Source organism: Microbacterium sp. SORGH_AS_0888, assembly GCF_030818905.1.
Lineage (GTDB): Bacteria > Actinomycetota > Actinomycetes > Actinomycetales > Microbacteriaceae > Microbacterium.
This window is the reverse complement of the sequence record NZ_JAUTAZ010000001.1, coordinates 2,288,343-2,314,326: the sequence shown is the minus strand read 5'-3', so window position 1 is coordinate 2,314,326 and position 25,984 is coordinate 2,288,343. Positions and strand designations below refer to the sequence as shown.

Annotated in this window: 28 protein-coding genes and 3 pseudogenes; 19 read left to right on the top strand and 12 right to left on the bottom strand. The window is 70.5% G+C overall.

The annotated features are described in order from the left end of the window. Positions 1–110: 110 nt before the first annotated feature. Positions 111–758: a LysE family translocator gene (locus QE381_RS11250; RefSeq protein ID WP_307218218.1), complete on the bottom strand. Its 648-nt coding sequence runs from the start codon at positions 756–758 to the stop codon at positions 111–113. Positions 759–829: 71 nt separating this feature from the next. Between QE381_RS11250 and QE381_RS11245 the strand changes: the two genes are divergently transcribed. Further along, positions 830–1,351, top strand: a complete 522-nt coding sequence (locus QE381_RS11245) for a hypothetical protein (protein ID WP_307218216.1) — start codon at positions 830–832, stop codon at positions 1,349–1,351. 51 nt (positions 1,352–1,402) lie between these two features. On the opposite strand, the gene QE381_RS11240 is transcribed toward QE381_RS11245, so the two are convergent. Beyond that, on the bottom strand, positions 1,403–2,119 hold the full coding sequence (locus QE381_RS11240; protein ID WP_307218214.1) for an FAD-binding oxidoreductase: 717 nt from the start codon (positions 2,117–2,119) through the stop codon (positions 1,403–1,405). Then, positions 2,116–2,709 carry a sulfite oxidase-like oxidoreductase gene (locus QE381_RS11235; protein ID WP_307218212.1) on the bottom strand — a complete coding sequence of 198 codons (594 nt, stop codon included), beginning with the start codon at positions 2,707–2,709 and terminating at the stop codon, positions 2,116–2,118. Before QE381_RS11235 ends, QE381_RS11240 begins: the two co-directional genes overlap by 4 nt. Positions 2,710–2,823: 114 nt before the next feature. On the opposite strand from QE381_RS11235, the gene QE381_RS11230 reads away from it, so the two are divergent. Together QE381_RS11230 and QE381_RS11225 are read left to right on the top strand one after the other, a co-directional pair. After that, on the top strand, positions 2,824–4,221 hold the full coding sequence (locus QE381_RS11230) for a sodium/glutamate symporter (RefSeq protein WP_307218209.1): 1,398 nt from the start codon (positions 2,824–2,826) through the stop codon (positions 4,219–4,221). Next, positions 4,221–5,828, top strand: coding sequence for an L-lactate permease (locus QE381_RS11225; protein WP_307218208.1), 1,608 nt, complete (start codon positions 4,221–4,223; stop codon positions 5,826–5,828). Before QE381_RS11230 ends, QE381_RS11225 begins: the two co-directional genes overlap by 1 nt. A gap of 22 nt (positions 5,829–5,850) precedes the next feature. Here QE381_RS11225 and QE381_RS11220 read toward each other — a convergent pair whose 3' ends face one another. Beyond that, positions 5,851–8,571: a cation-translocating P-type ATPase gene (locus QE381_RS11220; RefSeq protein ID WP_373426988.1), complete on the bottom strand. Its 2,721-nt coding sequence runs from the start codon at positions 8,569–8,571 to the stop codon at positions 5,851–5,853. 155 nt (positions 8,572–8,726) lie between these two features. Between QE381_RS11220 and QE381_RS11215 the strand changes: the two genes are divergently transcribed. Continuing rightward, the gene (locus QE381_RS11215; protein ID WP_307218204.1) at positions 8,727–9,320 is read left to right on the top strand and encodes a class I SAM-dependent methyltransferase; all 594 of its coding nucleotides are present in this window, start codon (positions 8,727–8,729) and stop codon (positions 9,318–9,320) included. 189 nt (positions 9,321–9,509) lie between these two features. Here the strand turns inward: QE381_RS11215 and QE381_RS11210 are convergent, their stop codons facing one another. Further along, positions 9,510–10,169 carry a hypothetical protein gene (locus tag QE381_RS11210; RefSeq protein WP_307218202.1) on the bottom strand — a complete coding sequence of 220 codons (660 nt, stop codon included), beginning with the start codon at positions 10,167–10,169 and terminating at the stop codon, positions 9,510–9,512. 187 nt (positions 10,170–10,356) lie between these two features. Next, the gene (locus QE381_RS11205; RefSeq protein ID WP_307218200.1) at positions 10,357–11,046 is read right to left on the bottom strand and encodes a TetR/AcrR family transcriptional regulator; all 690 of its coding nucleotides are present in this window, start codon (positions 11,044–11,046) and stop codon (positions 10,357–10,359) included. Between the two features lie 95 nt (positions 11,047–11,141). On the opposite strand from QE381_RS11205, the gene QE381_RS11200 reads away from it, so the two are divergent. Then, positions 11,142–11,978, top strand: coding sequence for an SDR family oxidoreductase (locus tag QE381_RS11200; RefSeq protein WP_307218198.1), 837 nt, complete (start codon positions 11,142–11,144; stop codon positions 11,976–11,978). 6 nt (positions 11,979–11,984) lie between these two features. Here QE381_RS11200 and QE381_RS11195 read toward each other — a convergent pair whose 3' ends face one another. The 3 genes from QE381_RS11195 to QE381_RS11185 form a co-directional block, all read right to left on the bottom strand. Next, positions 11,985–12,479, bottom strand: a complete 495-nt coding sequence (locus tag QE381_RS11195; protein ID WP_307218196.1) for a GNAT family N-acetyltransferase — start codon at positions 12,477–12,479, stop codon at positions 11,985–11,987. A gap of 83 nt (positions 12,480–12,562) precedes the next feature. After that, complete coding sequence (locus QE381_RS11190) at positions 12,563–13,357, bottom strand: MerR family transcriptional regulator (RefSeq protein ID WP_307218194.1); 795 nt, start codon at positions 13,355–13,357, stop codon at positions 12,563–12,565. Continuing rightward, positions 13,350–13,862 carry a VOC family protein gene (locus QE381_RS11185; RefSeq protein ID WP_307218192.1) on the bottom strand — a complete coding sequence of 171 codons (513 nt, stop codon included), beginning with the start codon at positions 13,860–13,862 and terminating at the stop codon, positions 13,350–13,352. The genes QE381_RS11190 and QE381_RS11185 overlap by 8 nt, the downstream gene beginning before the upstream one ends. Positions 13,863–13,911: 49 nt before the next feature. On the opposite strand from QE381_RS11185, the pseudogene QE381_RS11180 reads away from it, so the two are divergent. Beyond that, positions 13,912–14,130 (top strand): annotated as a pseudogene (locus tag QE381_RS11180) (TraM recognition domain-containing protein); the annotation flags it as partial. Positions 14,131–14,181: 51 nt separating this feature from the next. Here QE381_RS11180 and QE381_RS17900 read toward each other — a convergent pair. Together QE381_RS17900 and QE381_RS11170 are read right to left on the bottom strand one after the other, a co-directional pair. Continuing rightward, positions 14,182–14,376, bottom strand: a pseudogene (locus QE381_RS17900) (putative immunity protein); the annotation flags it as partial. A 96-nt stretch (positions 14,377–14,472) separates the two neighbouring features. Next, complete coding sequence (locus tag QE381_RS11170; RefSeq protein ID WP_307218188.1) at positions 14,473–14,850, bottom strand: VOC family protein; 378 nt, start codon at positions 14,848–14,850, stop codon at positions 14,473–14,475. A 676-nt stretch (positions 14,851–15,526) separates the two neighbouring features. Here QE381_RS11170 and QE381_RS11165 point away from each other — a divergent pair. From QE381_RS11165 to QE381_RS11115, 11 genes and pseudogenes are all read left to right on the top strand, one after another. Continuing rightward, on the top strand, positions 15,527–16,123 hold the full coding sequence (locus QE381_RS11165) for an alternate-type signal peptide domain-containing protein (RefSeq protein ID WP_307218186.1): 597 nt from the start codon (positions 15,527–15,529) through the stop codon (positions 16,121–16,123). Positions 16,124–16,170: 47 nt separating this feature from the next. After that, the gene (locus QE381_RS11160) at positions 16,171–16,677 is read left to right on the top strand and encodes a hypothetical protein (RefSeq protein ID WP_307218184.1); all 507 of its coding nucleotides are present in this window, start codon (positions 16,171–16,173) and stop codon (positions 16,675–16,677) included. Between the two features lies 1 nt (position 16,678). Continuing rightward, positions 16,679–17,152, top strand: a complete 474-nt coding sequence (locus tag QE381_RS11155; protein WP_307218182.1) for a hypothetical protein — start codon at positions 16,679–16,681, stop codon at positions 17,150–17,152. Continuing rightward, on the top strand, positions 17,149–17,940 hold the full coding sequence (locus QE381_RS11150) for a signal peptidase I (RefSeq protein WP_307218180.1): 792 nt from the start codon (positions 17,149–17,151) through the stop codon (positions 17,938–17,940). The genes QE381_RS11155 and QE381_RS11150 overlap by 4 nt, the downstream gene beginning before the upstream one ends. A 19-nt stretch (positions 17,941–17,959) precedes the next feature. Next, positions 17,960–18,394: a hypothetical protein gene (locus tag QE381_RS11145; RefSeq protein ID WP_307218178.1), complete on the top strand. Its 435-nt coding sequence runs from the start codon at positions 17,960–17,962 to the stop codon at positions 18,392–18,394. 141 nt (positions 18,395–18,535) lie between these two features. Next, on the top strand, positions 18,536–19,177 hold the full coding sequence (locus QE381_RS11140; protein ID WP_307218176.1) for a TetR/AcrR family transcriptional regulator: 642 nt from the start codon (positions 18,536–18,538) through the stop codon (positions 19,175–19,177). A gap of 182 nt (positions 19,178–19,359) precedes the next feature. Beyond that, positions 19,360–20,226 carry an ABC transporter substrate-binding protein gene (locus tag QE381_RS11135; RefSeq protein ID WP_307218174.1) on the top strand — a complete coding sequence of 289 codons (867 nt, stop codon included), beginning with the start codon at positions 19,360–19,362 and terminating at the stop codon, positions 20,224–20,226. Then, positions 20,223–21,029 (top strand): amino acid ABC transporter permease, encoded by an 807-nt coding sequence (locus QE381_RS11130; RefSeq protein WP_307218173.1) that lies wholly within the window; start codon positions 20,223–20,225, stop codon positions 21,027–21,029. Before QE381_RS11135 ends, QE381_RS11130 begins: the two co-directional genes overlap by 4 nt. Position 21,030: 1 nt before the next feature. Then, entirely contained in the window at positions 21,031–21,810 is a 780-nt protein-coding gene (locus QE381_RS11125) for an amino acid ABC transporter ATP-binding protein (protein ID WP_307218172.1), read from the top strand. Continuing rightward, positions 21,716–22,714: pseudogene (locus tag QE381_RS11120) on the top strand (gamma-glutamyltransferase); the annotation flags it as partial. The gene QE381_RS11125 and the pseudogene QE381_RS11120, both read left to right, overlap by 95 nt. Before the next feature lie 115 nt (positions 22,715–22,829). Further along, positions 22,830–23,438, top strand: a complete 609-nt coding sequence (locus tag QE381_RS11115) for a gamma-glutamyltransferase (RefSeq protein ID WP_307218170.1) — start codon at positions 22,830–22,832, stop codon at positions 23,436–23,438. Positions 23,439–23,585: 147 nt separating this feature from the next. Here QE381_RS11115 and QE381_RS11110 read toward each other — a convergent pair whose 3' ends face one another. Continuing rightward, positions 23,586–24,329 (bottom strand): alpha/beta fold hydrolase, encoded by a 744-nt coding sequence (locus tag QE381_RS11110; protein WP_307218169.1) that lies wholly within the window; start codon positions 24,327–24,329, stop codon positions 23,586–23,588. Positions 24,330–24,380: 51 nt separating this feature from the next. Between QE381_RS11110 and QE381_RS11105 the strand changes: the two genes are divergently transcribed. Continuing rightward, the gene (locus QE381_RS11105) at positions 24,381–24,803 is read left to right on the top strand and encodes a MarR family winged helix-turn-helix transcriptional regulator (protein ID WP_307218167.1); all 423 of its coding nucleotides are present in this window, start codon (positions 24,381–24,383) and stop codon (positions 24,801–24,803) included. A 43-nt stretch (positions 24,804–24,846) separates the two neighbouring features. Then, on the top strand, positions 24,847–25,893 hold the full coding sequence (locus QE381_RS11100) for a LacI family DNA-binding transcriptional regulator (protein ID WP_307218165.1): 1,047 nt from the start codon (positions 24,847–24,849) through the stop codon (positions 25,891–25,893). Positions 25,894–25,984 lie beyond the last annotated feature (91 nt).

The following is a 25,984-nucleotide window of genomic DNA, read 5'->3' as shown; positions in this document are numbered from 1 at the left end:
AAGGAGGAGCCGGAAACCACCGTCCCCGACCTGCACCCACACTCCCACCAACCACCGACATCGAACCGAGACCCCCGTCCCGGGAGGAGAGCCGGCAGCGCTCCGAGGCCTCACCCGAAGAACGTCTCCGCCACCACCGCCACGGCGAAGAGCAGCAGGACCACCCCGCACGCGAGCTCGACGACGGCGTTCGCCGCCGGACGCGTGAGGAAGCGCCGCATCCGGTCGGCGAACAGCGCGACCGCGGACAGGTAGACGAGTCCGAGGACGCCGTGGATCGCGCCCAGCGCGGCGCCGAGCCAGACGGTCACGGCGCCGGGGCTGAACAGTCCCGGCATGACCGCGAGGTAGAACACCCCGATCTTCGGGTTGAGGAGGTTCGTCAGGAGCCCGGTGAGAAAGGCGCCGCGCGCAGTGGGCGCGGCGCCGGTGATCGTCGGTGACGGCGTGGGGTCCGCCCGTGCACGCCAGGCCCGCCGCGCCGCGCGCAGGCCTCCCATCGCGAGATAGGCGAGGTACCCCGCCCCGGCCAGCGCGACGACGGCATACACGACGGGCAAGCGCGAGAGCACGAGGGCGACGCCGAGGCCGGCCAGCGCGCCCCAGACCACGGGACCGCACACGACCCCGAGAGCCGTGACGAGGGCCGTCCGGGCGCCGGCTCGCAGACTCGTGCGCAGCACCAGGATCGTGTCCGCACCGGGCATCGCGACCACCGCCGCCGCGAGAGCGAGGAACCCGAGCAGGGATGCCGTCACACCGCCACTATGGCGCATCCCGGGGGTCAGCGGTCTGGGTCACGCGCGTTCGACGCTGCCAGACTGTGTGCATGCTCGCCGCACCGCACACCGACCGGGGTCCCGGGATCATCACGCGCTGCTCGGCCGGCGACTGGGAGGAACGACGGCCCGCGCGCCGCTTCGACGAGGCGGGCTCGGACGCGGCCTTCGCGCTCCACCGCACGCACGCCCACCCCGATGTCGAGGTGACAGCGGTTCGCACGCGCCGCTATGCCCTCACACTCGCCCTGACGATCATCAACATCGCCGCGATCGTGATCGGCGGCGGGGCGCTCGCACTGCTGCGCAACGGGGCGGACACCGACCTGTACTGGCTCGTGATCGTGTTCCCCACCGTGGCAGCCCTCGTGACCATCCCCGTGATCTGGGTCGCCGTGCTCATCGTCGCAATCGTCATCTCCGTCGTCTACGCGTCGCTGCAGGCCGTCGACACCGCGTGGTGGCCCCGCTTCTATCAAGCGCTGGCGTGGTGCGGAGTCGGGTCCCTCGCTCTCGGATGGGCCATAGCGGCGGGCTTCGTGATCCTCGCGAGCGTGACGCACGTCAGCTGAGCAGGCTCGCCGCCGCGCCCGGCCGCATCCGCCTCGGGCAGGCTCGCCGAATCAGCCGAAGCGCTCGGTGCGGATGCGCAGAGCCGGGTGGCCGGCATCCACCAGCACGTCGGCGACGTACTCCACGAAGGATGTCGGCCCGCACACGAACACGAGCGGGTGCCGCTCCGGGGGCCACGTCAGCGTCGCGAGCTCACCGGGCCGTACGCGTCCCGCGCCGCGCGCGGAGCGTGCCGGCGCGCGGCGGGTGTAGATCCACTCGACCTCGACGCCGGCGGCCTCGAGCCCCTCGATCTCGTCCCGATACATGGCGTCCTCGGGCGAACGCACCGAGCAGAGCAGCCGGAACGGCTGGTCGGTCCCCGCGACGGCGCGCGCCCGAGCGATCGAGAGCAGCGGCACGACGCCCGAGCCGCCGGCGATCAGCTGCACGGGCGAGGGGTCGGCATCCCGCCAGACGAAGTACATGCCCAGCGGGCCCTTGACCTCCAGGAAGTCACCGGGGCGGATGTCGCGCACGAGGTACGGCGACACCTCGCCGTCGACCACCTCGTCCACGGCGAGCTCGACCCGCTCACCCGGACCGAACCCGGCGATCGAGTACGAGCGCTCGGCCCGATAGCCGTCCTCCGCGGTCAGCCGCACGTCGAGGTGCTGACCCGGGAGGCTTCCCGGCCAGCCGGGGACCTCCAGCACGATCGACCGCGACCGCGGCGTGAGGTCCCGGACATCGACGACGTGCGCAGGCAGCCACGGCGTGCCCGTCACCAGTAGCGCTCCTCGAGCCACGGGTCGCCGTGCATGTTGTAGCCGTTCTGCTCCCAGAACCCGGGGTCGTCGCGCACCTGGAGGACGAGGCCCTGCACCCACTTCGCGCTCTTCCAGAAGTACAGGTGCGGGACGAGCAGCCGGGCGGGACCGCCGTGCTCGGGTGCGAGCGGCGCCCCCTCGAACTCGAACGCGACCCAGGCCTTGCCGCCGAGGAGATCGGCGAGCGGAACGTTGGTCGTGTAGCCGCCGTAGGAGTGCGCCATCGCCGAGACCGCGGCGCTGTCGATGCCGTCCAGCAGCGTGTCGACGGAGACGCCGCGCCAGTGGGTTCTGAGCTTGGACCACCGCGTCACGCAGTGGATGTCGGTGTGCACGTCCTCGATCGGCAGGGCCGTGAACTCGTCCCAGGTCCACGACCGGTCGAGCCCCGTCTCCGTGCGGACGGTGAACCGCCACTCGTCCCGCGTCACGCGGGGCGTCGGTCCTGCCGAGAGCACCGGGAAGTCATTCGTGAGGTACTGACCGGGCGGCAACTCCGGGTTCGACTCGCGGCGACGTCCCCCGAAACCCCTCGTGAACTGTGCCATCGCACCCTCCCTCGGGCGAGGCTACCGGAACCCCGGGCACCGCGGCCGGTCGGTGACGGGGTATTTCCGGCGACAACCCTCGCACCGCATGCGTACATGCGCCACACTGGCCTCATGGCGGGGGACTACACGGACGCACAATGGATCGCTCTCGCCTTCGTGTTCCTCGGGATCACGCTGATCCTCGCGATCGCGGTCCGGCGGTACGTGCGGATCCTCGAGAAGCTGTACATCCCCGCGAGCGTCATCGCGGGCTTCCTCATCCTGCTGCTCGGGCCGCAGGCGCTGGGGGCGCTGACGGGATCGTGGAGCCTGCTCCCGGCGCCCGTCATGGAGGTGCTCGCGCGCCTTCCGGGCCTCATGATCAACGTCGTCTTCGCCGGCATCATGATCGGCAAGAGCCTGCCGTCGGTGCGCACGATCTGGCGCGAGTCCGCACCGCACGTCATTCTCGGCAGCGTCTTCTCGTTCGGCCAGTTCGCCCTCGGCGCGCTCGCGGTCGCGTTCGTGCTCACCCCGTTGTTCGGGCTCCCGGATGCGGCGGGCTCGATCCTGGAGCTCTCGTTCGCCGGCGGTCACGGCACGATCGCCGGAATGGGCGCCCTCCTCGACGACGCGGGAGCGCCCGAGGTCATCGACATCGGGCTGGGACTCGCGACGATCAGCATGATCACGGGCGTCGTAGGCGGGTCGCTGCTGGTGAACTACGGCATCCGCAACCCCCGCATCGACGTCGCGCGGACGCGCCCGGTCACGAGCGTCGCGATCGACCTGCGCGACATCGCGCCCAACAGCGGCGACACGCGGGAGAAGGATGTCGGGCTCGGCTCCGTCAGCCGCAGCTTCGGCGCGATCGCGCTGGCCGTGGCGGTGGGCCTGCTCATCCTCGAGCTGCTGCGCTCGGTCGCGCACGTGTTCGGGTCCGACGTCTTCGACAGCTTCCCGCTCTTCCCGTTCACGGTCATCGGCGGCTTCCTCGTGCAGCTGGTCCTCACCGCGACGCACCGGGAGGAGCTGGTCGAGCGGCGAACGGTCAACGACATCACGGGGCTCTCGCTCGACATCCTCATCGCCTCCGCGATCGGCACGATGTCGCTCGCCGCGCTCGGCGCCAACATCCCGAGCCTCGCGATCCTCACCGCCATCGCGTTCGCCTGGAGCGTGGTGGGGATGCTCTGGCTCGGTCCCCGCATCCACCGCACCGACTGGTTCGAGCACGCCATCGCGGACTACGGGCAGTCGCAGGGGAACGTCGCGACGGGATTCGTGCTCGCCGACATGGCCGACCCGGCGCGCGAGACGACCACGGCGCGCGCCTACGGCTACAAGCAGCTCACGTACGAGCCGCTGCTCGGCGGGGGCCTGCTCACGGCCTTCAGCGTGCCACTCATCGTCGAGATCGGATCCGCGTGGTTCGGCGCGATCTGCGTCGTGATCACGGCCGCGCTCATCGCGTGGGGGATGCTGCGAGACCGGCGCCGTGCGCCGGGACGACAGGAAGGAGCCGTCTGATGTGGCAGCAGAGCACCGACCCGCTGGGATCCCTCTGGTTGTCGGCGCTGACCGCGGCGCTGCCGATCCTCGTGTTCCTGGCGTGCCTCGTGGTCTTCCGGCTCAAGGGGATCATCGCCGCCCTCATCGCCCTGGCGGTCCAGATCGCCTTGGCCCTGTGGGGTTTCGGGATGCCGCTCCCCTCCGTCGCGGGCGCCGGGCTCCTCGGCGTCCTCACCGCGCTCTGGCCGATCGCATACATCATCGTGATGGCGGTGTGGCTGTACCGCACGGCGGTCGCGAGCGGGCGCTTCGACGTGATCCGGTCCTCGATCAGCGTCGTGTCGCCGGATCAACGCATCCAGGTGCTGCTGATCACGTTCGCGTTCGGCGCGTTCCTGGAGGGTGCGGCCGGGTTCGGCGTGCCGATCGCGATCTGCGCCGCCCTGCTGGTGCAGCTCGGGTTCCGGCCGGTGAAGGCGGCCATGATCTCGCTCGTGGCCAATGCGGGCGCCGGGGCCTACGGGGCCATCGGCATCCCGGTGCTCGTGGGGGCGCAGGTCACGGGGATCGACGTCATCGAGCTCTCCCGCGCGATGGTGCTGCTGCTGCAGCCGCTGACGCTGCTCATCCCGTTCCTCCTCGTCGTGATCCTCGACGGGTGGCGAGGACTGCGCGAGACGTGGCCGGCGACCGTGACCGTGACGATCGTGTTCAGCGGCATCCAGGCGGGTGTGCTGTGGTTCCTCGGTCCGGAGCTCGTCGACCTCGGGTCAGGACTCGGGGCGATGGCGGCGCTGTTCGTGCTCGGCCGCGTCTGGCAGCCGAAGCGCGTCTATCGCGAGGCGGGAGCGCCGGTGCCCGCGATCGAGCGCCCGTCGCTCCGGGAGACGATCGCCGCGTGGAGCCCGTTCTACATCCTGACCGCGTTCATCCTGATCTGGAGCCTCCCCGTGTTCAAGGGGCTCTTCGCCGCGGACGGGCCGCTGGCGGCCACCGTCCTCACGGTGCCGATCCCGAGCGTCACGAACGCGATCGTCGGCGCATCGGGGACCCCCGTGACCGCCGCGTGGAGCCTCACCCCGATCAACGCCACCGGGACGGCGATCCTGCTCGCGGTGTTCGCGTCGTTCTTCACGACGCGCGCGCTGACGGCCGGGATCCTGTGGCGGGAGCTGCGCGGCACCGTGAGGGATCTCGCCGCGGCGCTCGCGCTCATCACGCTGATCCTGGTCCTCGCGAACATCGCGAACTACTCGGGCGGGTCGGCGTCGATGGGCACGGCTCTCACCGCCGTGGGGCCGCTGTTCCCCCTGCTCGCCCCGATCATCGGCTGGATCGGCGTCTTCCTCACCGGCTCGGTCGTCAACAACAACACCCTGTTCGCTCCGCTTCAGGTCGCCACCGCCCACGGTCTGGGAGTCGACCCGGCGCTGCTCGTCGCCGCGAACACGGCGGGCGGCAACACCGGGAAGGTCATCTCCCCGCAGTCGATCGCGATCGCCGCGGGCGCCGTGGGGCTCTCGGGGCGCGAGAGCGAGATCCTGCGCGCGTCGATCCTCTACAGCCTCGGGATGCTGGGCTTCATCTGCGTGTGGACCTTCGTCCTCTCGCTCCTCCCGCACTGACGTCCCGGCTCGGCGGATGCGGTCAGGCCCCCGTCCGCTCGAGTCGGCGCCAGAGCGCCTTCAGCACCTCGATGACCAGGAAGAGCGCCACCGCGCAGGCGATCATCAGCAGCCACGAGGATGCCGCGATCGGCGCCGAGCCGAACAGGTCGTTCATGAAGGGCACGTAGGTGTAGAAGGCCTGCAGCACCACGAGAGCAAGCGCGGACCACCAGATGACGGGGTTCCCGCGGAGGGCGTCGAGCGTGAGGCTGGAGCGCGAGAGCACACGGCAGTTGAACAGGAACGCGAGCTGACCCAGGGCGAGCATGAGCACGGCGTCCGTCCGCGCGGTCTCGAGCGACGCCCCTTGGGCGATCGCGGCGTAGAACACGGCGAGGGTCGCACCGCCGATGAGCACCGAGACGATGAGCACGAAGCCCAGCTCCCGACCGGAGATAATCGAGCCGCCCGGCGGGCGAGGGGCGCGGCGCATGATCCCCCGCTCGGCGGGCTCGTAGGCGAGCGCCAGCGACAGCGTGACCGCCGTGATCATGTTGACCCACAGCACCTGCACGGGCGTGAGCGGCAAGGCCAGGCCGAACACGACGGCCACGAGGATCACGAGCGACTGCGCCCCGTTGGTCGGGAGGAGGAAGACGACCGACTTGCGCAGGTTGTCGTAGATCCGGCGCCCCTCGCGGATGGCGGAGCGGATCGTGGCGAAGTTGTCGTCCGCCAGGACGATCTCGGCCGCCTCCTTCGTGGCCTCGGTCCCCTTGATGCCCATCGCGATGCCGACGTTCGCGCGCGTCAGGGCGGGGGCGTCGTTGACACCGTCGCCCGTCATCGCGACGACCTCGTTCCGAGCCTGCAGGGCACGCACGATCCGGATCTTGTGCTCCGGACTCGTGCGCGCGTACACGTCGACGTCCTGGACAACGGCGGTCAGCTGCTCCTGGCTCATGGCCTCGAGCTCTGCGCCGGTGAGCACGCGCGGCTCGTCCGCGATGATCCCCATCTCGCGGGCGATGGCGACGGCGGTGCCGGCATGGTCGCCCGTGATCATCTTCACGTGGATCCCTGCCGTGTGGCAGTCGGCGATCGCCTCGACGGCCTCGGGCCGAGGCGGATCGACGATCCCCCAGAGCCCCAGGAACTCCAGGTCACGGATGTCGTCGACGTCGAGCTCGTCCCTCCCGGCATCGACCCGGCGGCGTGCGGCGGCGAGCACGCGGAGGCCCTCGCCGCTGAGCTCGTCGACCGCCGCCTCCCAGCGACCGCGGTCCAGCGGCTCCGTGCCGGCGACGCCGCGCTGCGCCGTCGCCCGCTCGAGGAGGCGGTCCGGGGCGCCTTTGACCAGGAGGACGCGAGAGCCGTCGTCGTCGGGATGGAGCGTGGCCATGAACTTGTGCGCCGAGTCGAAGGGCAGCGTCGCGAGCCTGGACGCGTCGGAGTCGTCGACACCGCCCTTGAGCGCCGCAACACGCAGGGCGCCCTCGGTGGGCTCTCCCACGAGGTGCCACCGTTCGCCGTCACGGGTCAGATGGGACTCGTTGCATCGGGCCGCGACGGCCAGCAACGCGTCGAGATCGGGGCCCGCGGCATCCGTCTCGGTCCCCGCGTGCACGATACGACCGGCGGGGTCGTACCCGAGCCCCTCGACCTCGTACGCGGCGGCCGGAGTGACCATCCGGCGCACCGTCATCTCGTTCTTGGTGAGCGTGCCGGTCTTGTCGGAGCACACCGAGGTGACCGAGCCGAGGGTCTCCACGGCGGGGAGCTTGCGCGTGATGGCATTGCGTCGCGCCATCTGCTGCACGCCGATCGCGAGGGTGATCGTCACGAGCGCCGGCAGCCCTTCGGGGATCGCCGCGACCGCGAAGCCGATCGTTGCCGAGATGAGGTCGGCGAACGGCATCCCGTGCAGGAACCGGCCGATGGCGAGCATGACCGCGGCCATGCCGAGGATGACGAGGGTCAGGACCTTGCCGAAGGCGGCGAGCTGCTGGGTGAGCGGGGTGTCGAGCGCGCCCGCTTCGCCCACGAGGGTCTGGATCCTGCCGATCTGGGTCGCGGCACCGGTGGCGGTGACGACGCCGATCCCCTGGCCGGACGAGACGATCGTGCCGGAGAACAGCATCGAGGTCCGGTCTCCGACGCCGGCCTCGGGCGGGACCGGGTCGGTCGACTTGGCGGCGGGAACCGACTCGCCGGTCAGTGCCGACTCGTCCACCCGCAGCTGCGTCGCGTGCGTGAGCCGCAGGTCGGCGGGCACCTTGTCGCCGGGCGCGAGCTGCACCACGTCACCGGGCACGAGATCGGCGGCGGGGATCATGCGCCACTCACCGTCCCGCCGCACGCGCGCCTCGCTCGAGAGCATGCCCTGGATGCCGGCGAGCGCCTTCTCGGCGCGTCCCTCCTGGACGAACCCGATGACAGCGTTGATGATCGCGACCGACACGATGACCCAGAAGTCGAGCCAGTCGCCCATGACCGCCTTGATCGCGGCCGCGCCCAGGAGGATGTAGACGAGCGTGTCGTCGAAGTGGGAGAGGAAGCGGAGGATCGCGGGCTTGCGCGCCGGCTCGGGCAGGACGTTCGCGCCGAAGCGGCCCCGCCTCTCGTCCGCCTCGGCGGCCGTCAGCCCCTCCGCGCGCGTGCCGAGCCCGCGCTGCACCTGATCAGCCGGCAGGCTCCAGGGACGGTCCTCGTCCGTGACCGCCGTGTCCGTGCCACTGTTCGTCGTCACTCGTTCCCCCATCAGAACGGGCGGGAAGCTCGTCGCTTCCCGCTTCCGAGCCATCGACCGGCACCCTTCCGGCCGATGAGCGATTCCCCCGCAACGCAGCGGTCTCGGGTCCACGCTAGCCCTCCGCCCGCGGCGGCGTGTCATCGGGTCTCGCTAGCCTTGCCCGCGTGACGGATGTGACCACCGCCTACGCGGACCGCGCCGCCGAGTACGCCGAGGCTCTCGGATCGATGGACGCGGTGCATCCGAGCGACCGCCAGCTCGTCGAGACCTGGGCGGCGAACGCGCCCGGGCGGCTCCTCGACGCGGGCTGCGGCCCGGGGCACTGGACGCATCACCTCTGTGGCCGCGGCGCCGACGTCCGCGGCGTCGATGCGGTGGCGGAGTTCGTCGCCCACGCGCGAGCGCGATATGCGGGGACGCGGTTCGACCTCGAGAGCATCGAGGCGCTGAGCGACGCCGACGGTGCACTCGGCGGCATCCTGTCGTGGTTCTCGACGATCCATCACGCCCCCGCGCAGATCGCCGCGCCGCTCGCCGAGTTCGCGCGCGTCCTGCGACCGAGCGGGCTGCTGTTGCTCGGCCACTTCCACGGCGAGCGCGTCGAGTCCTTCGATCACGCGGTCGTACGCGCCTACCGCTGGCCGACCGCGGAGCTGACGGGCGTCGTCGAGTCGGCGGGGTTCGCGACCGTCGAGACGCATCTGCGCACGGAACGCGGCCGGCGGCCGGTCGGGGCGATCCTGTGCGAGCGGGTCTGAGGCGAGTACCCGCTCGAGGCCGGGCGGCGTCAGCCGGTGCCGGCCTGGTCCGTGGTCTCGCCCGCGATGGACTCGGCGAGCTGCTGCCGCCGCTTCGCGATCGCGGCATGGCCGGCGGTCCACGCCATGACGACGGCGACCGCCCCCGCCCTGCGACGGAGATGCGGCTGCTCCCCGCCGCAGGGCTCGTCAGTCGCGAGCGACGATGCCCAGCGCCTGCGCGAGCGCGACGGCGTGCTGCTCGGCCTGGCGCTCGCTGATCGTGGCTCCGGCGAGGCCCCGCACGTCGGTGAACGCGAGCGCCTCGAGGCCGCGCAGGTCGACGTCCCGCGCACGCAGGCTCCGGGTCTCGACCTCGTCGGCCCGGGACCCCTCGAACCGGACGCGGGTCAGGGCGGCCTGCGGCACATCGAGCGTTCCGATGACGCAGTCGACGATCAGCAGGTCGGAGACATCCGCGGAGGGCAACGACAGGTAGTCGATCCGCAGGCCCCGCAGGGTCACGCCGTCCCATTCGGCCCGCAGGGCGTCGAGCGTTCCGATGCGACCGCCGTCGACGACGACGTTGCGCCACCGACTCTCACGGGCCACGACCTCGACGGCGCCGAGCCCATCGACCGCCACGTCGACGAGGGTCGCACCCGTCAGGTCGAGCCGCCCGAGCGAGGATGCGGCCATGCGGGACTCGGAGATGTCGCTGTGCGCGGCATCCACGTCCGCACCCGTCAGCACGATCCGCGCGCCGTCGACCTGCATGCGCGAGGACAGGCGGGCCCGGTCTTCGAGGATCGGCGGGATATCGGGTGCGTGGTCACGGGGCGAGGTCAGGGTGTCACGACGACCGGCCATACCGCGAGTGTAGGCGGAGGCGCGGACACCGCCGGGGACTCCGTCTCCCTGGCGCCGGGATCACGCGGCGTGCTCGAACGCGCCAGACCGATGAGCACGACCATGTCGCCGGGACCGCCGCGAGGACGACGTCATGGAAGGAGATGTTGCCGTTGCGCCGGGGCCCTCGTCGGTCGCCATCCGTTCCTCATAGGCCGCCGGACGCGGACGCGGTCGTCGCTCGGGCGAGCCCGTCGAGGATGACCCGGATGCCGAAGTCCCGGCGCGCATGCTCGTCCGGACCCGTCAGGGCCGCCGCAAGCCCGGCGACCCGTGGATACGTCGCGGCGTCCGCACTGCCGTAGATCGTCCTGGCCCGCTCCCGCTCCGCGGTCCCGTGGTCGGCGGCCGTCCGCTCGATCGCGGTCGCCGCCGCGAACTGGGCGAGGAGGTCGATCCCGAGTGCCGCCGTCCGCTCCTCGATGCCGCCGAGATGAAGGAGCGTGAGCTCGTGCTCGGCGAGGCGCAGGGCTCCGGGACGGGTCGGGATCGTGACCAGCGCCACCGCGCCGAGACCCGGGTACGACTGGAGCGTCTCGATCGTGTTGACGACCGTGTCGGTCAACGCCCGCTGCCAGCCGCCCTCGCTCGGGTCGACGAGCACGACCTCGGCGTAGGCGTCGTCCAGGACGTGCTCGAGCAGCACATCGCGATTGGCGAAGTAGGCGTACAGCGACGCCGGTCCGGTCTGCACGGCGTCGGCCACCTGCCGGAGCGAGACGCCGTCCACACCGCGGGCGCGGATCAGCTCCTTGGCGGCCGCGAGGATCGACTGCCGCGAGAGCGGGGCCTTCGCAGGACGATCCCGGCGCGACACGGGTTCGGAGGTCGCGGACATGAGCCCACCCTACCGGGTTGACACGATCGATGTTCTAGACGAACATTGTTCGCGAACAGTGTTCGTCTAGAACGCGTGAAGATGAAGGAGGAACCATGTCGGTCCTGGTTGTGGGAGCGAGCGGTGCCGTGGGCGGCGCAGTCGTCGAGCGGCTGCTGACAGGCGGCGAGCGCGTGCGAGCGACGAGTCGCGACCCGCAGAAGCTCGAGCTGCCGGACGAGGTCGAGACGTTCGCCGCAGACCTGGACGACCCGGCGTCCTTCGGCCCGGCATCGGCGGGGGTGGAGCGCGTCTTCCTCTACGCCGACCTCGAGGATCCGGGCGCTCTCGTCGCTCAGCTCTCAGAGTCGGGCGTGCGGCACGTCGTGCTGCTGTCGTCCTCGTCGGTCACGTTCCCCGGCGCCGAGGACGACTTCAACGGCTCGCGTTTCCTGCGCGTCGAGCGTGCGATCGAGCAGTCGGGCCTCGCGTACACGTTCCTGCGTCCGGGCGGCTTCGCCAGCAACGCGGCCCGGTGGAGCTGGAGCGTGAAGTCGGACAGCGCGGTGCCCCTGCCCTACCCGGATGCGGTGCAGGCTCCGGTCCATGAGGCCGACATCGCCGATGTGGCCGCCGTCGCGCTCACCGGAGACGCACTGCTCGGGGCGACGCCGATCCTCACCGGCCCGGAGCGGCTGACCCTGCGGGAGCAGGTGGCGACGATCGGCTCGGTGATCGGGCGATCGGTGTCGGTGATCGAGCAGACGGAGGCCGAGTCGTTCGCGCTGTTGTCGCAGTACGTGCCCGAGGTGTGGGCGAGGCAGATCATCGGGGACTGGCGGGAGGCGGTCGGGACGTCGCCGGCGATCTCGGACGAGTACACCCGCATCACGGGCCGCACGGCTCGGAGCTTCCGCACCTGGGCCGAGGATCACGTCGACTTGTTCCGCTGAGCGGCATCAGCCGCGCTCCGCGGGACGCCCGGCGAGGACGCGCTCCATGACGACGACGCCCGGTCGCCCGGCATCGGACGATTGCGCCACGAAGCCCGCGCGGACGTACACGCGGATGGCGACGAGGTTCGTCGAGATCACGTGCAACCGCAGGCGCTCTGGGGTGAGACGACCCGCTTCCGCGGCCGCGAGATCGACCAGGTGGCGCGCCAGGCCGCGGCCGCGTCGCGCCGGATCGACGATCACCCTGCCCAGCCAGGTGACGGCGCCCTCGACGCGGAGGTCGAAGTGTCCGACGAGATGCCCTTCAGCGTCCACGACGACGTAGGCCGCAAGCGCGTTGGCCTCCGTCACAGCCCGCAGCTGCGCGACGGTGAGAGGCCACGACAGGCGAGCGCCTGAGAAGAGGAGCAACGCGTCGGCATCTGCGATCCAGCTCACCATCCGCTCGAGATCGTGGTCCTGCCGGGGTCTCACGGTGAGCTCGGGCGGACTCTGCATGTCGTCGACGGTAGCGGTGGAAGGGCCCGAGAGCCGCGGAGAGACTCGCCTGCCGGGTCGCCGAGCCCGACCAGGCCCACGCGTCATTCCCAGGTCGCCGTGTCCGGATCGACGCCCTCCGCACGTGCGCTCTCGTCGATGGCCCGGCTCAGCCACGCGGCCAGCCCCGGCCGCACCGCGTCGTAGTGCGCCGTGAAGCGGGGGTCGGCGGCGTACATCCGCCCCAGGCAGACCTGCATCCGGCGGGTGATCGGGAAGTACTGCGAGAACAGTCCCCGGTGACGCTCGACGAGACCGTTCGCCACGGCATCATCCCCAGGTTTCGCCCCCTCCTCGACAGCGGCGGCGAGGTCGGCCTCGAAGGCTGTCATCGCCTGCGTCAGCGCCGCCCAGTCGTCGGCCGAACGTGCGGCCGCGCGCTCGGCGTACTGCTGCCACTGCGTCGACGCCCCGTAGGCCTCGCGCGCCTGGGCGGGCCAGTCCGCGTCCCACTGAGCGCCGAAGATCGCGCGCTGCTCGTCCGAGGAGAGCAGGATGCCGCGTTCTTGCGCCTCGATCATGCGAGCGAGATCGTCGTCGAGATCGTGCAGCTGAGCGATGCGCTGCGCGAGCCGAGCGCGCTGGACCCGCAGCTGCTCGGCGACATCGCCCGACGGTTCGTCGACGATCGCGCGAATGGCCTCCAGGTCGAGGCCGAGCTCCCGGTAGACCACGATGCGCCGCAGCCGTTCGAGGTCGGCGTCCGTGTACAGCCGATACCCGGCGGGCGAGCGTTCGGCCGGGCTCGCGAGACCGATGTCGTCCCAGTGGTGGAGGGTCCGCACGGTCAGGCCGAGGCGCGCCGCCGTCTCGCCCACAGGCACACCGTCGTCAGACATGAGACTCATTGTCGTCGGCGTCGATCCCCACCGCGCGCAGGTTTCGTCCCTCGACGCTGTCGGGGTCGAACACCTTCGCGGCCGTGAAGATCACGCGTGCGTTCTCGGGCGTGATCACCTCGATGTCGCGCGTGTTCCACGCCGTGTCGCGCGGTTCAACATCTGCACCGACTGCCCGCAGCGCCTCGGCGATCGGCTCGATCTGGTCGAGCACGCACGCGAAGCTGACGCTCACGGCGGGGGCGGTCGCGGACCGCGGACCGGCGACGAGGAGGACGTCTTGGAAAGCCCACCGCCTCAGGTGCATCATCTGCCCGGGGATGCCGAACAGGTCGAAGAAGCCCAGTCCGCGCGTCCAGAAGTCGACGGATGCCGGGAGATCCGCCGTGGGGATCGTCACGAACATGGGCATGCCGTAGATCCCGCGGAACACCGGGGGAGCGACGGCGTCGGGCCCCGGAGCCGGGACGGGGCTGATGTGGAAGGCGGCAGGAAGGTCGTTCATGAGCCCAGGATCGAGGCTCACGTCGCGTGAGGGTCAACCCGGCTCCCTCAAGGAGGGCCGCGGCACCGGCGGCCCGCTCGTGACCGCGCTCACAGTCGCGGTGGTGGAGGCGGCCGAGGAGCTGGCGGCACGGTCGGCCGGCGGACGTCTGAGCACACCGCTCCTCGGCGTGCTCGACGAGGCCGCGAACGTCTGCCGGTGGCGCGAGCTTCCGAACCTCTACTCGCACCATGGCTCGCGCGGGATCGTCCTGATGACGATACTGCAGCTGCCAGTCGAGCTCGACGTCGACATCGTCGGGCCGCTCGATGCTGACGGCTTTCACGGCGTAGGCTGCCGCGCCGAGCGCGTGCGCACCCATGTGCGCGACGCCCGAGGCCTGGGCGGCGGCACTCGCGGCAGCGATCGCGCCGGGCGACGTGACCGAGGCAGCCGCGCGGCCCGCGACGAACCGACGCCGGATCTCGCCCGCCGAGTCGAGCTGACCGCGGGCGTAGGCGCGCGCCCTCGCGATCGCGTCGCGCGGACGGTCGTCGTTCGGGGCCTCGCGGCGGTCGCATCGACGACGTCGTGTCCCACGGAGCGCGGGCGATCTGCGGTCGGCGCGCCCTCACAGCGTGTAGGTGGCGAACTCGACGAGGTTCCGGTCGGGGTCGCGGACGTAGACGCTGTCCATGGGCCCCTGCGCGCCGTTCCGCCGGACGGGACCGACCTCGATGGCGACGCCGGCCGCATCCACTTCGGCGATGATCCTGTCGATCGTGTCGTGGACGATGACGCAGAAGTCGCCGCTGCCCGGCGTGGGGTGCGCGGCGAACGGCGGCAACGGCTTCGCGACGGGGTGCAGGTTGATCTTGTTCTGTGCGAAGCGCACGGAGTGCCGTCCGTCGTGCTCGATGTACTCGAACCCGAGCCGGGTGTAGAAGGCCACGGAAGCATCGACGGACTCGACGGTGAGGACCAGATGGTCGAAGTGTGCGAACTGCATGCGGTGACGTCCCTTCGGTTCTCCGGTCTGTGATCGGCGCGATCCCGGCTCCGTCGCGACCGCCTCAGCGGCGCCGTGTCGCTGGCCTGCCGCGATCGTAGTCTGCCGCCCGGACCCCGAGCGGCTCCGGGCACCGGTGGCCGACGACGGATGCGCCGGCATTGAGGACGAGCGAGATACGGCGTCTCGCCCCCTCCAAGGGGACCCGCGGTCCTCGGCATGCACCCACAGCAGATCGACGGATTCCACTCCCAGCCGTTCGAGGGTGCCCGCCAGGCCGGAGGCGATCGCCACCGCCGAGAGCCCTCCGGCGGACTCGGGCCACCGGCGCGCGACCGTGGGTTTCTGCCACACCTTCGTCGCGATCCCGACCCTGCTCCGGATGCCGGACGTCGGCGCAGCCACTCGCCGATGACCCGTTCAGTGGCCCCTCCGACGGGCGGCGGCTCGAGCCGGGGAGAGTGGACCTCCCCTCGCTGATCAGTGTCACGTCCGCCACCACTGAGATGCACTGAGAGTTCGGGCCCGGAGCATCGGTACTGACGGCCGTTCCGCCCCGCGGAACACCGAATTTTCGCGATATTCGGGCACTCGAGAGGCCGGCCCCGCAGCGGTCGGCGTACAGTTTCGCCGAGTCGGGCTCGCTCGACTCCGCCGCACTTGAAGGGGGAAGACCATGACCGAAACACACGAAGCCACGTCCCGTCGCCGTCGGCGCACACCCGCCAGAGGGCGCGCGAAGGGCATCCTGGCGATCGCGGCCGGAGCCGCTCTGATCGTCGGCGGCGGCTACACCTACGCCTCTTGGTCGACGTCGACCACGCTCACCGATTCCGCGGTCCAGGCCGGTGACCTCAACCTCCAGCTCGGGACCGGGAGCTGGACTATCGACGGTGTGATCACGGATCCCACGCCGATCACCGGCTCGCTCGAGAACGTCCGCGTCGTGCCGGGAGACGTCCTGACCCTCACGCAGCCGCTGACCGTCACCCTCGTCGGCACGACGATCGCCGCCGACCTCTCGACGAGCTTCGACTCCGCGATCCCCGCCGAGCTCGCGCCCTACGTCACCGTCGGCTTCTCGGCGACAGGTTTCGGCGCGGCGCGGGCGGGAAACGTCTACCGGATAACGCCGGCAGCCGGCAACGCACCGATCGCCGGCACGGCGACCGTGACGATCACGTTCTCCGGTGACACCCCCGACCGTGTGGGCGTCACGCAGACGATCAACCTCGACAAAGTGGCCTTCAACCTCACGCAGGCCTCTTCCTGACCACGGCGGTGGGATCGGGGCGCCGCCGCCACGAGGGCGCAGGCATCATGCATACCGTCCGGATCGGCGCTGTCCTCGGCGCGGCTCTCGCCGTCTTCGCCGGGGCCGCTGCCGCGAACGCCTTGTGGGGCGTGCAGCGGGGGATTCCGGCGACGGCGACCGCGACGGGAGACCTGTCGGTGTCGGCTGGCTGGAACGGGGCCGCGCCGAGCTGGACGAACGCGATGCCCGGCTCGAGCTCGACGGCCGCGACCCTCCGCGTCGTCGTCGAGGCGAAGGGAGACACCCTGCGCTGGGCCCTCAAGGTGCAGCTGGGGGTGGCGCCCGAGTTCACCGACTGGGTCACGATGACCGCACGGGTAGGAGACTGCAATACCGGCGCGATCGTGCCGTCGACCGGGACCGGGTACGTTCCGCCGCAGGGGGGACTCGCACCCGGCGCCACCATCGACGTCTGCGTCCGGCTGTCGCTGAGCGCGAACGCTCCCTCTTCCCTCGCGGGCAAGGAGATCTCGCCGGGAGTGACGGCGATCGTGGAGCAGCGGAGCGGGTGACATGCTCTCGAGACGTCGTCCTCGCGCGCGGTTCTACATCAGCGCGTTCCTCGTCGGCGCGCTCGTGGGAGGAATGCCCCTCGCGGCCGACGCCTACTGGCGCGCCACATCGACCGCTCCCTCGTTCTCGGCGTCCACGGCGTCGCTCCCGGTGCCGAGCGTGTCGTGCAGCTCACAACCCGGCCTCCTCGGGCTCACCCCTTATGCGCGAATCTCGTGGACGACGAACGCCGCCGCCGCGAGCTACACCCTGATCGCGAGCAACGACGCGAACCCGCCGGTCGTGATCAGCCGCGAGTTGAGCGGGCCCCCGTTCGAGATGCGCGGGAGTCTGCTCTCCGCCCTCGCGGGCACCTTCCACGTGACCGTCGTGGCCCACTACGGCACGTGGACGTCGGCGCCGAGCAACTCCGTCGCGGTGGTGCAGTCCGACCCGCTCCTCGGGTTCCTGGTCGGCGGTGCGAAGTGCGCATGACGACAGCGACTCCCGCCCTGCGTCGAGAGCGACGCGGCGGCCGCCGGAGAACACGAGGGCAGCGGCTGTGGTCGATCGTCACGAGCACCGCGCTCGGCGCGCTGGTGCTCCTCGCGATGCTCACGCAGGGCGTGCCCCTCGCACTCGGCGCACAGCCGTACTCCGTGCTCACCGGCAGCATGCGCCCCGGGATCCCTCCGGGGTCCCTCGTCGCCGTGCGCGCCGTGCCCTTCGACGACATCCGCATCGGCGACATCGTGACGTATCAGCTCGAGTCGGGTGAGCCGGCGGTCGTCACGCACAGGGTCGTCGGGCGCAGCGAGGCCTCAGACGGCGAGCGGATGCTGACGACCCGAGGCGACGCGAACAACGTCGCAGACGCCGCTCCCGTCCGTGAGGTGCAGGTGCGCGGCATCGTGGTCTATGCGGTCCCTCTTCTCGGCTATCCCGGCAGCATCCTGAACGGACCCACCCGATCGGGCATCGTCGTCGGCGCCGGCGGCGCCGTGGTCCTCTACGGCCTGTTCGTCCTGGGTCGGAGCACGCGCCGCGGCCGAAAGCGGGCCGCGGCCGTCGTCCTCGCCCTCGTCGGCGTGGTGACCCCGTGGGCGGTCGTCACTCCGGCCCCCGCGAGCGCCCGCCGCGGCCGACGATCCGCTTCTCGTGAGCTCCGACGGGCAGAACTGGGTCGCCGACGGGTCTGTGACGATCGTCGACGAGAACGTCCGGCTCGCGCCGGGGGCCGCGGCATCCGGTCAGTTGTGGGTTCGCAACGACAGCTCCGATGACGCGACTGCCACGCTCGAGGTGAGCGTGCGCCCGGCGTCCGAGAGCCCCGCCGACATCGCCGCCGCCGAGGACATCAGGATGTCGGTCGACGACGCGCCCGTCGAGCCGGGGCGGGCCACCGCCCCGATCCGCGTCGAGGCGGGAGGCGAACGCCGGCTCGAGATCGAGGCGATGCTGGATTGGACGTCGCAGAACGACTCTCGGCGCGGCAGGGCGCTCGTCTCCGCGACCGTCCGCCTCACGCAGGCCGGCGAGCAGAGCCCTCCGCCCTCCGACGGTGACGGAGGCGGGACCGACGACGGCCGTGGGGATCGGGGCGCCGCCGCGCGCGGCGGCGTGCTTCCGGCGACGGGCGGAGCTGGATCGGCGTTCGCTCTCCTCGGTCTCGCAGGCGCGAGCGCGATCGTCCTCGGCCTCGCGCTCCATGGGTCGTCGCGCGCGCGCCGGCGGTAGTTCAGGGCGCCTCGGTCTGCTCCACGCCGTGGTGCGCGCGGGGCACGAGCGCGTCGCGCTGGTCGCAGTGGCGAGCACTCGACGCCGCCGCCATGCTCCGACGGCGCCGGCACAGGATCGGGCGGGCGATAGAGTACCCGCATGGAGGAGGTCGGGACGCGGCAGCAGATCCTCGTGCAGGCGGCTCGACTCTTCGGCAAGCACGGCTACTACGGGACCACGACCCGCGAGATCGCCGACGCCGTCGGGATTCGACAGCCGTCGCTGTTCTACCACTTCGCCGCGAAGCACGTCATCCTCGCCGAACTGGTCGATGCCGACCTGACGCAGACCTTCGGGCGCCTCAGAGAGGCGCGCGCCCTCGACGCCTCGTGGGCGGAGCGCTTCCACTTCTTCCTGACGATCAGCTCGCACGACTACTTGACTCTTCCGTACGATGCGCGCGGCTACTACAGCGACGCGATCTTCACGGAACCCGAGTTCGAGGGGCAGCGGCACGAGATCGCGCGTTTCCACGAAGAGGTCCGGTTGATGGTCGAGCAGGGCATCCGCGCGGGTGAGTTCATGCCGATCGATGCCGAGTTCGTGCAGCGTGCGATCACCGGACTGCAGTTCGAGGGAATGCGCGAACGCGAGACCAGTGCGTCGGCGCCGGTCGCGAATCGTCCTCTGCAGGTGTCCGACTTCATCCTCCGCGCCATCCTGGTTGACCCGTTCCGCCTGGATTCCGTCCGCGCCACCACGCAGTCGCGTCTGGATGGCACCGTCGCCTTCGCCTCCTGAGAGCGGCTCGTCCGACGCGAGCCGACGGTGTCCCGCGATTCTTCTCTGGCGGGACACCGCCGTGAAACGCGGCCGAAACACCTCCCGCCTATCAATTGATAGACGCACCACCTATCACTTGATAGCTTGCTCCGCCCGGCACATCCAAGGCGACGGAGCATCGAGCATCGACGGAGACCTCCATGCACACCATCACCCGCACCGCCGTGGCCACCGTTGCCGTCGGCATCGCCGCCCTCGGCCTGGCCGCCTGCAGCTCGGCCACCGCACCGGCCACGGATCCGGCATCCGCCGTCGCCACCGTCGCACCCACGGCGCTGCGCGCTCCGGGCACGCTGTCGATCTGCACCACCAACCTGGGGTCGCCGCCCAACATCACCACCGACGAGTCGGGCACCCTCATCGGCAGCGAGATCGATCTGGCCAAGGCGATCTCGGGTCGGCTCGGCCTCACTCCCGACTTCGTGACCGTCGACTTCTCGGCGCTGATCCCGAGCCTGCAGGCCAAGCAGTGCGACGTGATCATGGCCTCGCTGTACATCAAGCCCGAGCGGAAAGAGGTCGTCGACTTCGTGCCGTATCTCACCTCCGCGACGGGCGTCGCGGTGAAGGACGGTGCGAACAACGGCATCACGGGCCTCGACGACTCGCTGTGCGGCAAGAAGGTCATGGTCACGGTGGGCACCACCGCACAGGACCTCGCGGACACGCAGTCGACCGCCTGCACGACCGCAGGCAAGAAGCCTCTCGACATCAGCACGAACAACCAGGCCACCGTGGGCTTCCAGCAGCTGATCAGCGGTCAGCTCGACGCGTACATCGATTCGGCCGAGCTCATCGGCTACTACCAGAGCCAGGGCACGGCGGGCATCTCGCTGGTGGGGACGCCCTCGTCGCCGATCGACATCGGCGCGGCCACCCTCAAGGGCAACACCGAGCTGCACTCGGCTCTGCAGACCGCGTTCGACGACCTCGTCGCCACCGGGGACTACACGACGATCCTCAGCAAGTGGGGACAGCAGTCCCTCGCCTACACGGGAAGCAAGTGACGGTGAACTTCGACTGGGGCTTCTTCTGGAAGAACCTGCTCACACCGGGCGTCCCGTTCCTGCAGGGACTGGCGCTGACCGTCATCATCTCGGTGCTCGCGATGGCGGGCGCCCTCGTCGTCGGCCTCGTCATCGCGATGATGCGCCGGTCGACGTTCGGCCCTCTGCGGGTGGTCGCGAGCCTGTACATCTGGCTCATCCGCGGGACGCCCCTGCTCGTGCAGCTCGTGATCATCTACACCGGATTCGCCGCGGCGAACGTGTTCCGCTTCCAGGACGTCGACCTCGGCGGGATCCTGGTCAAGGCGGCCATCCAGGCGGCGATCGTCGGGTTGATCATGAACGAGAGCGCGTACATCTCGGAGATCATCCGTGCGGGTCTGGACTCGGTTCCCGTCGGACAGGCCGAGGCGGCACAGGCGCTCGGCATGTCGGGGATGTCGGCGATGCGCTGGATCATCCTGCCCCAGTCGTTGCGCCTGATGGTTCCGCCGCTCGGGAACTCGTTCAACGGGCTCATGAAGAGCACCTCGATCCTCAGCGTCATCGGCGTCTCCGAGATGTTCCTGGTCACCCAGAGCATCAGCGCCGCCACCTTCCGCACCTTCGAGATCTTCGCCGTGGTCGCGATCTACTACCTCGCGCTCACCACCATCTGGACGGTGATCCAGAGCGCGATCGAGAAGAAGCTGAACGCCCGGGCCGGCATCGTCTCGACGGCCTCGACGTGGCAGCGGCTGTTCGGGGGCCGGCGCGCCACGCCCCTGAACCCGCTCGCCCCGCTGCCCGCACAGGAGTCGTGAGTTGACCAGTCAGAGCATTGCGCCGATCGTCAGCGCGAAGAACGTCACCCGAGCGCTCGGCGGGCGCCAGGTGCTCAACGACGTCTCCTTGGACGTGCAGCCGGGAGAGGTCGTCGTCCTGGTCGGCCCGTCGGGAGCCGGCAAGACGACCTTCCTCCGCACGATGAACGGGCTCGAGAGCATCGACGGCGGCGAACTGGCGATCGCGGGCCAGCCGATGGGCTACCGGGTCACGCCGGGCGGTCGCCGCCTCGCCGCCACGCGCTCCGCGCTGCGGCGTCAGCGGCAGGAGATCGGGTTCGTCTTCCAGCACTTCAACCTCTTCCCGCACATGACGGCGCTCGAGAACATCTGGCACGCCCCCGTCCGGGTGCGCGGCGTCGACAAGCGCGACGCCGTCGCGCAGGCCCAGGCGCTCTTGGAGCGCGTCGGCCTGGGCGACAAGGGCGACGCGCGTCCGAGCAAGCTCTCGGGCGGTCAGCAACAGCGCGTGGCGATCGCACGAGCGCTCGCGATGAAACCCCGTCTGATGCTCTTCGATGAGCCGACCAGCGCCCTCGATCCCGAGATGATCGGCGAGGTCCTCGACGTCATGAAAGAGCTCGCCGCCGACCACATGACCATGGTCGTCGTCACTCACGAGATGGGCTTCGCCCGCGAAGTGGCCGATCGCGTCGTGGTGATGGATGCCGGAACGATCATCGAGATCGCGCCTCCGAGCCGTCTGTTCACCGCCCCCGAGCATCCCCGAACGCAGGCATTCCTCTCGAAGATCCTGTGACCGCCGGGCCGCCGTCGCGCGATCACCCCCTGCACTGACGCCCCACCTGCACCACCACCGAGGAAGACCCATGTCTCGTAAGCCTTTGACCGGCGCCATCGCCACTCCGCACGCCGATGCCACCCGCTCCGCGGAACGGGCCTTCGCCCGCGGCGGCAACGCGATCGACGCCGCCCTGGCCGCGGCGGCGACGCTCAGCGTGGTCTACCCGCACAACGTCAGCATCGGCGGCGACCTGATCGCGCTCGTGCGCGATCCCTCGGGGCGGACGCGCTGCGTGAACGCCTCGGGCCCGGCGGCCTCCACCGTCGACCGCGCCGCGATGCGCGAGGCGCACGGCGACGTGCTGCCGTACCGGGGCATCGACACCGTGACGGTTCCGGGTGCCATCCGCGGGTGGGACGTGCTGCGCCGGCTGGGTGGCCTGCGCCCGTGGGGCGAGATCTTCGAGGATGCCATCGCGGCGGCGCGCGAGGGCGTGCCGGTGTCACGCTCGCTCGCCGCGGCGTTCCGCGAGGAGGAGTCGGCGATCGGATTCGATGAGGGATTCCGCGACACGTTCCTCGCCGACGGCATCCCGGCCGAGGGTGACGCTCTGGTTCAGCCGGTGCTCGCGCGGACGCTCGAGACGATCGGCGACGGCGGGGCCGCGGCCCTGTACGACGGCCCGCTCACGGCGCAGTTCGTCGCGGGTCTCGAGCGGCTCGGGTCTCGCATCGGCGCGGCGGATCTCCTGCTCTTCCATCCCGAGCTGGTCGAGCCGCTGACGACCTCCTTCGGGCCGTATCGGGTGCTGACGAGCCCACCGAACACGCACGGTTTCGTCCTGCTGCGCGTGTTGCGCGATCTGGAACGGCGGAGGATCGCCGACCCGCTGGGCGCGGGCTTCGGGCGCATGATGGAGCGCTTCTTCGCGGCGAACCTCGTGCGCGACGAGCTGCTCGCCGATCCGCGGGTGACGTCGGGGGACGTGAGCGATCATTCTCGACGGCGACGCCGGGGCGCGGGGCGACGAGCCCGTGCTGCCCGGTTTCCGTCGTCCGCGTGGCGACACGGTCGGCATCGCGGTGTCGGACTCGTCGGGGTGGTCGGTCTCGCTGATCCAGAGCGTGTACCACGCCTTCGGGGCGGCGGTCGTCGAGCCGTCCACCGGCATCCTGCTGCACAACCGCGGCACCGGCTTCTCTCTCGACCCGTCGTCGCCGAACGTGCTCGCCCCGGGCAAGCGTCCGTTGCACACCCTCATGCCGGTCATGGTGACCGACGAGCGGGGTCTGCGGTTCGTGTCGGCGACGATGGGTGGACAGGGGCAGCCGCAGATCCATGCGCAGACGTTGCTGCACGCGATGTCGGGGGCTTCGGCGCAGGAGGCGGTGTCGGCTCCACGCGCCATCGTGGGGCCCCAGCGCGACGGCGACAGCCCGTCGAACGTCTATGTGGAGCGCGACCTCCCGTCGCTCGCACGCGACGCTCTCACGCACACGACGTTGCACGTCATCGAGACCCCGGATGCCGATGAGCTCGTCGGCCACGCCAACCTCGTGGCCGTGGCCCCCGACGGCGAGCTGGATGCCGGGAGCGACCCGCGCTCGGACGGCTCGGCGAGCGTCCGCACGTACCGCGACTGACGGCGGCCAGCCGGTTCCTTCTACCGCATCCAACGCGGCGGGCGTCGTCGTGTCGTCGGTGCTGCCTGGCTCGATGACGTTGAGGGGGCTCGTCGTTGACGATCTCCGAGGCTCGGACAGTGATGGAAAGAGGGGGAGCCGGCACCGTCAGGCGCGGGCGAGGAACGGGTCCATGACGGCCCAGGTCGCCTGGGGAGCCTCGAGATGGGGCAGGTGACCGGCGGCGGCGACCTCGGCGAACGAGGCGCCCGGGATCGCCGCCGCAACGGCGCGACCGTACGCCGGTGTGACGATCCGGTCACTGGCTCCATGGACGACGAGAGCGGGCACGCTGATCGCGCCCAATCGTCCGAGCAGCGTTGCGTCGCTCATCCCGACACCGGCCACGGCGGCCATGGTCTGCCCGTTGGCCTGTTGCATGGCGCGTTGCTCGTCCGTCAGCGTGGCGGGGTCGATGTAGCCGCGCTCGGCATCATGCCAGGCAGCCTGAGCCAGACCTCGAGCATCGAGCGCGAAGAAGTCCGCGATCGGCTCCCCCTCGACAACCACTCCGACACCATCGATGTCGACGACCGCGCCCACGGCGCTCGCGTACCGCTCGTCACCAGCGGACTGCACCGCCATCTCGAGCGCGATCCACCCGCCGATCGAGGATCCGATGAGCACGACGTCGCTGTCGCCCTGCTCGCGCAGCTGATCCAGGTAGAACGTGGCGAGATCGGCGACGGAGGCGATGCCGTCCGGACGAGGCGTCCCGTTCCAGCCCGGGTGGGTCGGCGCGACGACATGCATGGTCGCGGCGAGGTGGTCGACGAGAGGCGCGACCGTCCGCGGGCCGCCGCCGCCGTGGAGGACAAGGGCGGTACGCATCGGAGGCTTCACTGTGGTCACCTGCATCCTCGATTCAACATGTTTATATAAGTATGCTGATACGATAGCACGATGACGACGGACCTCGAACTGCTCGGCCGCACGATCAAGCAGGCGCAGTACCGCAACCATCGAGCGATGGACATCGCCCTCCGCGATGTCGGGGTGACGCTCGTTCAGTGGGACGCGCTCCGCGCGATCGAACGGATGCCCGGCGCGTCCGGACACGCACTGGCCGCGGCGACCTTCCAGAGCGACCAGGCATTCGGCACACTCGCGCAGCGGATGCACGCCCGCGGGTTGATCGTGCGCTCCGCGGGACACGGGCGCCGCATCGACCACTCGCTCACGGATGCGGGGCACGACGCTCTCGCGGCGGGACGCCGGATAGTCGCCACCGTGCTCGACACGCTCTTCGCCCCACTCGACGAGCCCGAACGCGCCCTGCTCGCCCGGATCCTCACTGCCGTGGTCGGCGACGAGACGGCACCGTGAGCCGTCTCGCTCGGCTACTGTGAGGCTTCGAGGAGGTTTCGTGGTGAGTAACTACGACGACCGAGCCAAGCCCGTCGGGATCACAGACGTCGCCCGTGCGGCCCAGGTGTCGGCCACCACCGTCTCCCACGCATTGAGCGGCCGCGGTCAGGTCGCGACCGCAACGCGCGAGCGGGTTCGACGCGTCGCCGAAGAGCTCGGGTACTCACCCAATCGCCTGGCCAGCGCGCTACGCAGCAGGAGATCCAACATCCTCGGCTTCGTCTCCGATGACATCGCGACGACGCCGTTCGCGACGCGCGTCGTGCTTGGTGCACAAAGTGTCGCGAGAGAGCGCGGGCAGTTGCTCGTTGTGGTGAACTCCAACCACGACGCCGAGGCCGAGGCCGACCAGCTGGCGGGCCTCATATCGGCACAGGTCGACGCGATTCTGTATGCGCGGATGTTCCACCAGGCTCCGGTAGACCTACCGGAGCCGCTGTACTCGATCCCTTGCGTACTCATCGACGCCACCGACGCAGCAGGACGGGTCGGATCCGTCGTACCCGACGAGGTCGCAATTGGGGAGTACGCGACCCGCACACTCATCGAAGCAGGCCACCATGACATCGCGCACACCACGGTCTCGCGACCGGGTCCGGGCGCCAATGGACGGGTCGAAGGATACGAACGTGCGATGCGGGATGCGGGACTCCGGCCCCGGATCGTCATGGGCGGAGATCCCCCGGACGCACGCGCCGGCCGAATCGCGGTTTCCCGCCTCCTCGCGTCCAGCGAGCCACGGCCAACGGCGCTCTTCTGCTTCAACGACGCCATGGCGATGGGCGCCTACCAGGAAGCAGGCGCCGCAGGGCTGTCCGTACCCCACGATCTGTCGATCATTGGCGTTGACAACTTCGAGCCGATTGCCGCCGGATTGCTGCCGGGCCTTACGACGATCGCCCTCCCCCACTTCGAGATGGGGGCATGGGCTGTGAACACTCTCCTCGACGCGCTCGAGGGCGGCTTCACCCCGGCGAGCCCCCCCGTCGTCGCGATCCCGGGACGCCTGGAGACGCGGGGCTCCGTCTGTCCGCCGGCGATCCGATGATCTGAGACCCCCGCTCGACTCGGCGGATCGTTATGTCGCCGTTACCGAAATCGTTTTGGGCTTTGCATCGCGCGTGGATATGCTGACCCCG

Bases quoted from the DNA above. Each gene is read 5' to 3' on its own strand.
- QE381_RS11245 (WP_307218216.1), top strand. From the start codon at position 830: ATGCTCGCCGCACCGCACACCGACCGGGGTCCCGGGATCATCACGCGC.
- QE381_RS11235 (WP_307218212.1), bottom strand. From the start codon at position 2,709: ATGGCACAGTTCACGAGGGGTTTCGGGGGACGTCGCCGCGAGTCGAAC.
- QE381_RS11230 (WP_307218209.1), top strand. From the start codon at position 2,824: ATGGCGGGGGACTACACGGACGCACAATGGATCGCTCTCGCCTTCGTG.
- QE381_RS11225 (WP_307218208.1), top strand. From the start codon at position 4,221: ATGTGGCAGCAGAGCACCGACCCGCTGGGATCCCTCTGGTTGTCGGCG.
- QE381_RS11220 (WP_373426988.1), bottom strand. From the start codon at position 8,571: ATGGGGGAACGAGTGACGACGAACAGTGGCACGGACACGGCGGTCACG.
- QE381_RS11210 (WP_307218202.1), bottom strand. From the start codon at position 10,169: ATGGCCGGTCGTCGTGACACCCTGACCTCGCCCCGTGACCACGCACCC.
- QE381_RS11205 (WP_307218200.1), bottom strand. From the start codon at position 11,046: ATGTCCGCGACCTCCGAACCCGTGTCGCGCCGGGATCGTCCTGCGAAG.
- QE381_RS11200 (WP_307218198.1), top strand. From the start codon at position 11,142: ATGTCGGTCCTGGTTGTGGGAGCGAGCGGTGCCGTGGGCGGCGCAGTC.
- QE381_RS11195 (WP_307218196.1), bottom strand. From the start codon at position 12,479: ATGCAGAGTCCGCCCGAGCTCACCGTGAGACCCCGGCAGGACCACGAT.
- QE381_RS11190 (WP_307218194.1), bottom strand. From the start codon at position 13,357: ATGTCTGACGACGGTGTGCCTGTGGGCGAGACGGCGGCGCGCCTCGGC.
- QE381_RS11185 (WP_307218192.1), bottom strand. From the start codon at position 13,862: ATGAACGACCTTCCTGCCGCCTTCCACATCAGCCCCGTCCCGGCTCCG.
- QE381_RS11170 (WP_307218188.1), bottom strand. From the start codon at position 14,850: ATGCAGTTCGCACACTTCGACCATCTGGTCCTCACCGTCGAGTCCGTC.
- QE381_RS11165 (WP_307218186.1), top strand. From the start codon at position 15,527: ATGACCGAAACACACGAAGCCACGTCCCGTCGCCGTCGGCGCACACCC.
- QE381_RS11160 (WP_307218184.1), top strand. From the start codon at position 16,171: ATGCATACCGTCCGGATCGGCGCTGTCCTCGGCGCGGCTCTCGCCGTC.
- QE381_RS11155 (WP_307218182.1), top strand. From the start codon at position 16,679: ATGCTCTCGAGACGTCGTCCTCGCGCGCGGTTCTACATCAGCGCGTTC.
- QE381_RS11150 (WP_307218180.1), top strand. From the start codon at position 17,149: ATGACGACAGCGACTCCCGCCCTGCGTCGAGAGCGACGCGGCGGCCGC.
- QE381_RS11140 (WP_307218176.1), top strand. From the start codon at position 18,536: ATGGAGGAGGTCGGGACGCGGCAGCAGATCCTCGTGCAGGCGGCTCGA.
- QE381_RS11135 (WP_307218174.1), top strand. From the start codon at position 19,360: ATGCACACCATCACCCGCACCGCCGTGGCCACCGTTGCCGTCGGCATC.
- QE381_RS11105 (WP_307218167.1), top strand. From the start codon at position 24,381: ATGACGACGGACCTCGAACTGCTCGGCCGCACGATCAAGCAGGCGCAG.